Raw genomic sequence first — 8,563 nt, forward strand, 5'->3', positions numbered from 1 at the left:
CCGTTCAGCGCGGCAGGGACGAGGGCGCGTGTTGCGCGCTGGCGGCGCCGGGGGCGGGCAGGTCGGCTTGCCCCGCCACGGCTGGCGTGGGCGCGGCCAGCGCGACGATGGCCAGCGCCAGCGCGACGCCCGCGGCGGTGGCGGTGCGGATCAATCGTTCGCGCAGATCGGGAGACAGACGCATGGCGTTCCTTGTGGATAAGTCGCGGGCCGGCCTAGAACGGCGCGTCGCCTTCGATGGTGGTGCGGTACAGCTTGCGGCGCAGGTGGTCGGGCGTGCCGCCGGCCAGGTGGATCAGCGAGCGGTTGTCCCAAAACACCAGGTCGTGCGGCTGCCAGCGGTGGCGGTAGATGTGCTCGGGCCGCACGCTGTGCGCGAACAGCTCGTCCAGCAGCTGCCGGCTCTCGTCCTCCGGCAGGCCTTCGATATGGGTGGTGAAGCCTTCGCTCACGAACAGCGCGCGGCGGCCGTTCTCGGGATGGGTGCGCACCACCGGGTGCGACACCGCCTGCACCTGCGCCACCTGTTGCGCGCTCAGGTCGGGGCGCCAGTTGCCTTCCTTCTGCAGCTGGCCGTACTTGGCCAGGTACGAATGCACCGCGCGCTTGCCCTCGACGGCGTTGCGCAATGCGGCGGGCAGGGTGTCGTAGGCCAGGTGCATGTTGGCGAACAGCGTGTCGCCGCCTTGCGCCGGCAGTTCCTGCGCGTGCAGCAGCGAGCCCAGGCTGGGCAATTCCTTGTACGAGATGTCCGAATGCCAGTACTTGCCGGCATCGCCCAGGCCGACCGGCTGGCCGTTCTCGATGATGTTGGAGACGATCAGGATCTCGGGATGGTTGGCCAGGTGGAACTGGTGCAGCACGTGGATCATCAGGCGGCCGAAGCGGCGGCTGAAGTCGATGTGCTGCTGCGGCGTGATGCGCTGGTCGCGGAACACCAGCAGGTGGTGGTCCAGGTGCGCCTGGTGCACGCGCTTGAAATCGGCGGACGACAGTTCACGGCCCAGGTCCAGGCCGATGAGCTCGGCGCCCACGGGGCCCGCCAGCGGCCGCAGCTCGAACGCCTGCGCGGCCGGGGGCGGCGGGACGGGGGCGGCCTCTTCGCGCCGCACGGCGTTGCTCTGGGACATCGGTCACTCCGGTTGGCGTCGCGGCGTTGGCGCCGGCGCTGCGGTCCATCCGCGGATGGATCAGGAATGACCGATTATGGAAAGCGCGCCTTGTATCTCAAACGAAGTTATCGGCGTTTGAACAAAGCCTGGCGTCATATAGAAAAACCGCCCGGGAGACCGGGCGGCTGGTGTGGCATCGCGCATAAGCATATCGCCACAATGCATGAAGCGCGGTGGCGCGCTACTTGTGCCTGGGCAGATAGGCCTCGACCAGCTTGACCCAATACGTCGCGCCCACCGGCAGCAGCGCGTCGTTGAAATCGTAGTTCGGGTTGTGCAGCTGGCACGGCCCCATGCCGTGATAGCTCTCCATGCGGTGGTCGCCGTCGCCGTTGCCCAGGAACAGATAGGTGCCGGGCAGAGCCTCCAGGAAGAACGAGAAGTCCTCGGCGCCCATGAAGGGTGGCATGTCGCGCACCACGTTCTCGGCGCCGAAGGCGTCCTCGGCCACCTGCGCGGCAAACGCGGTTTCCTTGTCCCAGTTCACCAGCGGCGGATAGGCGCGCACGAAGTCCAGCGTGCCGCTGCCGCCGTACACCTGCGGCAGCGTGGTGGCGATGCGGCGCATGTCTTCCTCGATCTTGTCGAGCACCTCGACCGAATAGGTGCGCACCGTGCCGCGCAGCACCGCTTCGCCGGGAATCACGTTGTAGGCGTCGCCAGCGTGGATCTGCGTGATCGACAGCACCGCCTGCTCCAGCGGGTTCTTGCTGCGCGAGATGACCGTCTGCAGCGCGTGCACCATGTCGGCCGCGACGATGATCGGGTCGACCGACGCATGCGGCTGCGCGGCGTGGCCGCCCACGCCCTTGATGACGATGTCCCAGCGGTTGCTCGACGCCATGGTGGGGCCGGCGCGGAAACCGAACTGATTGACCGGCATGCCGGGCATGTTGTGGATGCCGAACACCGCGTCACAGGGAAATTTGTCGAACAGGCCGTCCTGCATCATGGCGCGCGCGCCGGCGTTGCCGCCTTCCTCGGCCGGCTGGAAGATGAACACCACGGTGCCGTCGAAATCGCGATGCGTGGACAGGTATTGCGCCGCGCCCAGCAGCATCGTGGTGTGGCCATCGTGGCCGCAGCCGTGCATGCGGCCGCTGATGGTGGACTTGTGCGCGAAGCGGTTGTGCTCGGGCATGGGCAGCGCATCCATGTCGGCGCGCAGGCCGATGGTCTTGCCGCCGCTGCCGCCACGCAGCACGCCGACCACGCCGGTTTTCCCCAGCCCGGTGTGGACTTCCAGCCCCCATTGCCGCAGGCGCTCGGCCACCAGGTTGGAGGTGCGCGTTTCCTGGAAGGCCAGTTCGGGATGGGCGTGGATGTCACGGCGCAGTTCGGTCAGTTCACCGTGGGCGCGTTCGATTTCGGCGAGGGTTTTCATGGCGGAAGGTAGGCGGAAAGGAAAGAAGAGAACGGATGTCGTATGACAGGGTACCGGGAAATTCTCGCGCCCGTCGCCGGCCGCGTCCAGCGTTGTTACGGATTGGCGTCAGGCCGGGTCGTTCAGATGGCAGGCGCTGAACTGCATCGGCGCGACCTCGCGCAGCAGCGGCCGCTCGGTCTTGCAGCGCGGCATGGCCTGGGGACATCGCGGATGGAAGGCGCAGCCGCCGGGCGGATCCAGCGGCGACGGCAGCTCGCCCTTGATCGGCTGGTAGCTGCGGCGTCCCGGCGTGAGCGTCGGCAGTTCCTTGAGCAGCGCCTGCGTGTATGGATGGTTGGCGCGCTGGAACACCGTGTCGGTCGGCGCCAGCTCGACCACGCGGCCCAGGTACATGATGGCGACGCGATCCGAGATGTGGCTGACCACGCTCAGGTTGTGGCTGATGAACAGGTACGTCAGGTCCAGCTCGTCGCGCAGCTTCTCGAACAGGTTCAGCACCTGCGCCTGGATCGACACGTCCAGCGCCGCCACGGCCTCGTCGCACACGATCACCGAGGGTTTCAGCGCCAGCGCGCGCGCGATGCCGATGCGCTGGCGCTGGCCGCCCGAGAACTGGTGCGGATAGCGCTGCGCGAAGGCCGGGTCGAGCCCCACCTGGCGCATCAGGCCGGCGACATACTCGGCCTTGTCGCGCGCGCGGATCAGGCCGTGCGCCACCGGCGCTTCGCCGATGATCTCGCGCACCCGCATGCGCGGGTTGAGCGAGGCGTAGGGGTCCTGGAAGATCATCTGCACGCCCAGCTCGTAGGCGCGCCGCTGCGGGCCCGCCATGGCCTTCACGGCCTGGCCCTGATAGTGCACTTCACCGGAAGAGGGCGGCAGGATGCCCGAGACGATGCGTCCCAGCGTCGACTTGCCGCAACCGGATTCACCGACGATGCCGATGACCTCGCCCGGCTGCACGTCCAGGTCCACGCCGGCCACGGCGTGCACCACTTGCGTCTTCAAACCCGCGCCCAGCAGGTTGGCGATGCGGCCGGCCAGGTCCACGTGTTGTGTGAAGCGCAGCTCCACGCCGCGCAGCGACAGGATGGGGGCGGCGTTGCGATCGGCGGCGTTCATTGGACCTCCGGCGCGCCGGCATGCCAGCAGCGCACCCATTGCGACGGGCGCACTTCCACGGGCTGCGGCTCGGTCATACAGGCCTCGCTGGCGCGCGGGCAGCGCCCGCGGAACGCACAGCCCTGCGGCAGGTTGAGCAGCGACGGCGTCATGCCGGGAATCGGCACCAGCGGCCGGCCGCGCGATTCCGGCGTCGGAATCGAGGCGATCAGGCCGTGCGTGTACGGATGCATCGGATGGCTGATGACGTCGCGCGTGCTGCCGGTCTCGACCACGCGGCCGGCGTACATCACCGACACGCGGTCGGCCAGGCCCGCCACCACCGCCAGGTCGTGCGTGATCCACACCAGGCCGGTGCCGGTCTCGCGGCACAGCTTCTGCACTTCGAACAGGATCTGCCCCTGGATGGTCACGTCCAGCGCCGTGGTGGGTTCGTCGGCGATGATGACGCGCGGTGAATTCAGCAGCGCGATCGCGATCGCCACGCGTTGCCGCATGCCGCCCGACAACTGGTGCGGATAGGTCCGCAGGCGTTCCTGCGGCGACGGGATGCCGACCATCGTCAGCGTCTGCAGGGCGCGTTCACGCGCCTGTTCGCGCGATACCTTGTGATGCGCCTGCACCGCTTCGATCATCTGCGTATCGACGCGCAGCACCGGGTTCAGCGTCATCATCGGGTCCTGGAAGATCATGGCGATCTCCTGCCCGCGCAACTGCCGCCAGCGCGCCGGCGACGCGCCGCGCAGGTCCTCGCCGTTCAGGCGCAGTTCGCCCTCGACGATGCGGCCCGGTTCATCCAGCAGGCCCATCAGCGAGAAACCGGTGATGCTCTTGCCCGAACCCGATTCGCCCACCAGCCCCAGGATCTCGCCTTCGGCCACCGTCAGGTCGACGCCATCGACCGCCTTCACTACGCCATTGCGGGTGAAGAAATGCGTCTTCAGGCCCCGCACATCGAGCACCGGCGACTTGTCCACAGCTTGCGTCTGCATCGCGTCCACCCTCAATTCGCGTGGCGCGGGTTGAGCACATCGCGCAGGTGGTCGCCCACCAGGTTGATGGCGATGATGGCCAGCGCCAGCGCGATGCCGGGGAAGAACGAGATCCAGTACTGACCCGACAGCAGGTACTCGAAGCCGTTGTAGATCAACATGCCCAGCGACGGCTCGGTCACCGGCACGCCCACGCCCAGGAACGACAGCGTGGCTTCCAGCGCGATGGCGTGCGCCAGGTCGATGGTGGCGATCACGATCAGCGGCGGCATGCAGTTGGGCAGCACGTGGCGGAACAGCACCCGCCCCCACGACAGCGACATGCAGCGCGCCGCCTCGACGTATTCCTTGCCGCGCTCGACCAATGCGGCGCCGCGCGCGGCGCGGGCGAAATAGGCCCACTGCACCACGATCAGCGCAATGATCACCTTATCCACACCCTTGCCCAGGATCGCCAGCAGCATCAACGCCACCAGGATCGCCGGGAACGACAACTGGATATCCACAATGCGCATCAGCAGCGCGTCGATGCGCCCGCCGAAGTAGGCCGCGATCAGGCCCACCGTGGCGCCGATGCCGAACGCCGCCAGCACCGATACGGTGGCCACCAGCAGGCTGGTGCGCATGCCGTACAGGATCGCCGACAGCAGGTCGCGCGCCTGGCCGTCGGTGCCGAGCCAGTAATGAATGCCGCCGTCGCCGCTTTCGCTGCCGGGCTTGAGCTTGGAATCCATGATGTCCAGCGTCGCCAGGTCATACGGATTCTGCGGCGCGATCCACGGCGCCAGCAGCGCCGCGCCGACGATCAGCACCAGCATCACCAGGCCCAGCGTGGCCAGCTTGCTGGCGAAGAAATCGCCCAGGAAGCGGCGCCAGGGCGTCTGTTCCTTGGCGGCGGCGGTCGGCACGGTGGTGGTCGCGGGGGCGGTCATCGGCGGCTATCCAGGCGTACGCGGGGATCCAGCACCGTATAGATGATGTCCACCACGAGGTTCAGCATCACAAGGAAGAACACGATCAGCAGCAGGTACGCCACCACCACCGGCCGGTCCAGGTTGATGATGGAATCGATCAGCAGCTTGCCCATGCCGGGCCACGAGAACACCGTCTCGGTCACCACCGCGAAGGCCATCACCTGGCCGAACTCCAGGCCCGCCACGGTGACCACGGGGATCAGGATGTTCTTGAGCAGGTGCACACCCAGCACGCGCTTTTCCGACAGGCCCTTGGCGCGCGCGAACTTGATGTAGTCCATCGGCAGCGCCTCGCGCGTGGCGGCGCGGGTCACGCGGATGATCATGGCGCACTTGGCGAAGGCGATGGTGGCCGCGGGCAGGGCCAGGCTCAGCCAGCCATCCAGCGTCAGCACGCTCAACTGCAGCGAACCGATGCTGACGGTCTGGCCGCGGCCGCCGGCCGGCACCCAGCCCAGCATCACCGCGAACACCATGATGAGCATCAGGCCGACCCAGAAGTTGGGCAGCGAGAAGCCCAGCACCGATCCTGTCATGATGACGCGCGAGCCGGCCACCTTCGGCTTGAGCCCGGCCAGAATGCCCAGCGGCACGCCGATCAGCACCGACATCAGCATGGCCACACAGGCCAGCTCGACCGTGGCCGGCATGCGCTCCAGGATCAGGTGCATGGCCGGCTCGCCGGTCAGGAAGCTGTTGCCGAAATCGCCGCGCACCGCCTGGCCCATGAAGATCAGGTACTGCCGCCACAGCGGCAGGTCCAGGCCGAGCGAGGCGCGGATGGCGGCGCGCTGCGCCTCGGTGGCCTCCGGACTGGCCAGCATCGATACCGGATCGCCGACCATGTAGATGCCGGCGAAGACCAGCGCCGACATGACCAGCATGACGACGATGGTTTGCAGCAGTCTTCGTACGATTGTCGCTAGCACGTCATACCGCCCGCTGCGCGCATTACTTCTTCAGCGTTGCGAACTGCGCCAGCGTGACCTGGTCGGGACGGCCCTGGTAGCGGATGTCGTTCTTCATCGCCCACACCGACAGCTCGAAGTGCACCGGCAGCATCGCGAAGTCGTCCATGGCGATGTTGCTGGCCTTGGACAGCAGCTCGGCGCGCTTGGCGTCATCCATGGTGGACGAGGCTTCCTTCACCAGCTCGTCCATCTTGGGATTCGAGTAGCGGCTGCGGTTGGTGGTGCCCAGGCCCGCCTCGGGATTGCGCGTCACCAGGAGCGAGGTCAGCGCGTTCGACATCTCGCCGCTGGTCACCGACCAGCCGGCCAGATAGGCCGAGAACGCGTAGCTGTCGCGGTTCTTGAAGAACACCGGCGGCGCCATGGCGTCGACGCTGGTCTTGACGCCCACGCGCGTCCACATCGAGGCGATGGCCTGCGCCACCTTGGAGTCGTTGACGTAGCGGCCCGAGGGCGAGCCCAGCGTGATCGAGAAGCCGTTGGGATAGCCCGCTTCCTTCAACAGCGCCTTGGCCTTTTCCACGTCGGCCTTGGGCGCCTTGGAGTGTTCCTTGCTCGACCCGAACATGGGGTAAGGCAGCAGGTTGCCGGCGGGCAGCGCCACGCCGCCCATCACGCGCTCGACCAGCGCATCGCGGTTGATCGCCAGCGACAACGCCTCGCGCACGCGCTTGTCCTTCAGCGGGTTCTTGTCGGTGCCCTGGATGCCGGGCGAGGGCTCGGCGTACTGGTCCAGCGCCACGTACACCACGCGCACCGACGGCGTCTCTTCGACGTATAGCTTCTTGTCGCCCTTGAGCTTGGGCAGGTCATCGGTCGGGGGATCCTCGATCATGTCGACGTCGCCGGCCAGCAGGGCCGCCACGCGCGCCGCGGCGTTGCTGATCGGGCGATAGATCACCTTGTCCCAGGTAGGCTTCTTGCCCCAATAATTTTCATTGCGCGCCAGCACGAATTCGGCGCCGCGCTTCCACGACACGAACTTGTACGGGCCGGTGCCGATGAGGCCGTCGCCGCTGTTCAATTCCGTGGTGGTCTTGCCTTCGGCCGCGGGGCCGGAGGCGGCCTTCTTCGACATGATGGGCAGCTGCGCCAGGTTCACCAGCAGGTTCGGCGCCACTTCCTTGGTGGTGATGCGCAGGGTCATCGGATCCACCGCTTCGGCCTTGGCCACCGAGCCCAGGTACAGCGTGAACGGCGACGGGCTGTTCGGCACCTTGGGCACGCGGTCATAGGTGAAGACCACGTCCTCGGCGGTGAACGGCGAGCCGTCGGAGAACTTGACGCCGGGCCGCAGCTTGAAGGTCCACACCTTGCCGTCGACGGTCCAGGATTCGGCCAGCGCCGGCACCGGCTTGAGCTGCGCGTCGGTGGCCACCAGCGTGTCGAAGATGGTCTGGGAGATCTGGGTGTTCGGCGTCAACGCGTGATACTGCGGATCCATCGACGATGGCTCGGTCTTCAGCCCGATCACCAGGTCGCGCGCCAGCGCCGAATTGAGGGTGCCGAAGGCCAGCAGGACCGCTACCGAACCACAGGCCAACACACGCGAAAACCGAGATGCCATCATGATCTCCCAGGGATGTTTCGGGTTTTAAACCTCTGGCGCACCTTAACCAGCAAACAAGGCCCCGCGCAACAGTTATATTCCCCTATTGTCCTTGCCTCGCGTTGTCCCCGATATGTCCGTTCATGCTCCCATCGCCGCCATTGCCACCGCCCCCGGAAGAGGCGGCATCGGCGTCGTGCGCGTTTCTGGTGCGGACCTGTCCGAATTGGTGCGTCGCCTGTTCCAGCGCGAACTCACGCCGCGCCACGCGCACTATCTGCCGTTCAAGGCGGTCGACGGCGAACTGCTCGATGAAGGCATCGCGCTGTACTTCAAGGGGCCGCATTCCTACACCGGCGAGGACGTGCTCGAACTGCAAGGCCACGGCGGCCCCGC

8 protein-coding genes and 1 pseudogene are annotated in these 8,563 nt (G+C 67.0%); 1 reads left to right on the top strand and 8 read right to left on the bottom strand.

The window, feature by feature from the left end:
• Nucleotides 1-4: 4 nt before the first annotated feature.
• The 8 genes from AOZ49_RS22720 to AOZ49_RS22755 all read right to left on the bottom strand — a co-directional run bounded on the left by AOZ49_RS22720 (nucleotide 5) and on the right by AOZ49_RS22755 (nucleotide 8,185).
• Nucleotides 5-184, bottom strand: coding sequence for a hypothetical protein (locus AOZ49_RS22720; RefSeq protein WP_054431010.1), 180 nt, complete (start codon nucleotides 182-184; stop codon nucleotides 5-7).
• Between the two features lie 31 nt (nucleotides 185-215).
• On the bottom strand, nucleotides 216-1,130 hold the full coding sequence (locus AOZ49_RS22725; RefSeq protein ID WP_054477889.1) for a TauD/TfdA dioxygenase family protein: 915 nt from the start codon (nucleotides 1,128-1,130) through the stop codon (nucleotides 216-218).
• 223 nt (nucleotides 1,131-1,353) lie between these two features.
• Nucleotides 1,354-2,556, bottom strand: coding sequence for a M20 aminoacylase family protein (locus AOZ49_RS22730; protein ID WP_054431007.1), 1,203 nt, complete (start codon nucleotides 2,554-2,556; stop codon nucleotides 1,354-1,356).
• Nucleotides 2,557-2,664: 108 nt separating this feature from the next.
• Nucleotides 2,665-3,681: an ABC transporter ATP-binding protein gene (locus AOZ49_RS22735; RefSeq protein ID WP_082380553.1), complete on the bottom strand. Its 1,017-nt coding sequence runs from the start codon at nucleotides 3,679-3,681 to the stop codon at nucleotides 2,665-2,667.
• Nucleotides 3,678-4,673, bottom strand: coding sequence for an ABC transporter ATP-binding protein (locus AOZ49_RS22740; RefSeq protein ID WP_054431110.1), 996 nt, complete (start codon nucleotides 4,671-4,673; stop codon nucleotides 3,678-3,680). The genes AOZ49_RS22735 and AOZ49_RS22740 overlap by 4 nt, the downstream gene beginning before the upstream one ends.
• Before the next feature lie 11 nt (nucleotides 4,674-4,684).
• Nucleotides 4,685-5,605, bottom strand: a complete 921-nt coding sequence (locus AOZ49_RS22745; protein WP_054431005.1) for an ABC transporter permease — start codon at nucleotides 5,603-5,605, stop codon at nucleotides 4,685-4,687.
• Nucleotides 5,602-6,576, bottom strand: coding sequence for an ABC transporter permease (locus tag AOZ49_RS22750; protein WP_054477891.1), 975 nt, complete (start codon nucleotides 6,574-6,576; stop codon nucleotides 5,602-5,604). The genes AOZ49_RS22745 and AOZ49_RS22750 overlap by 4 nt, the downstream gene beginning before the upstream one ends.
• Nucleotides 6,577-6,598: 22 nt before the next feature.
• A complete protein-coding gene (locus AOZ49_RS22755) occupies nucleotides 6,599-8,185 on the bottom strand; it encodes an ABC transporter substrate-binding protein (RefSeq protein ID WP_054431109.1) in 1,587 nt (528 codons plus the stop codon).
• Nucleotides 8,186-8,300: 115 nt separating this feature from the next.
• Here AOZ49_RS22755 and AOZ49_RS31920 point away from each other — a divergent pair.
• Nucleotides 8,301-8,563 (top strand): annotated as a pseudogene (locus AOZ49_RS31920) (tRNA uridine-5-carboxymethylaminomethyl(34) synthesis GTPase MnmE); the annotation flags it as partial.

It is taken from the genome of Achromobacter sp. 2789STDY5608615, from assembly GCF_001298995.1.
Lineage (GTDB): Bacteria > Pseudomonadota > Gammaproteobacteria > Burkholderiales > Burkholderiaceae_B > Achromobacter > Achromobacter insuavis.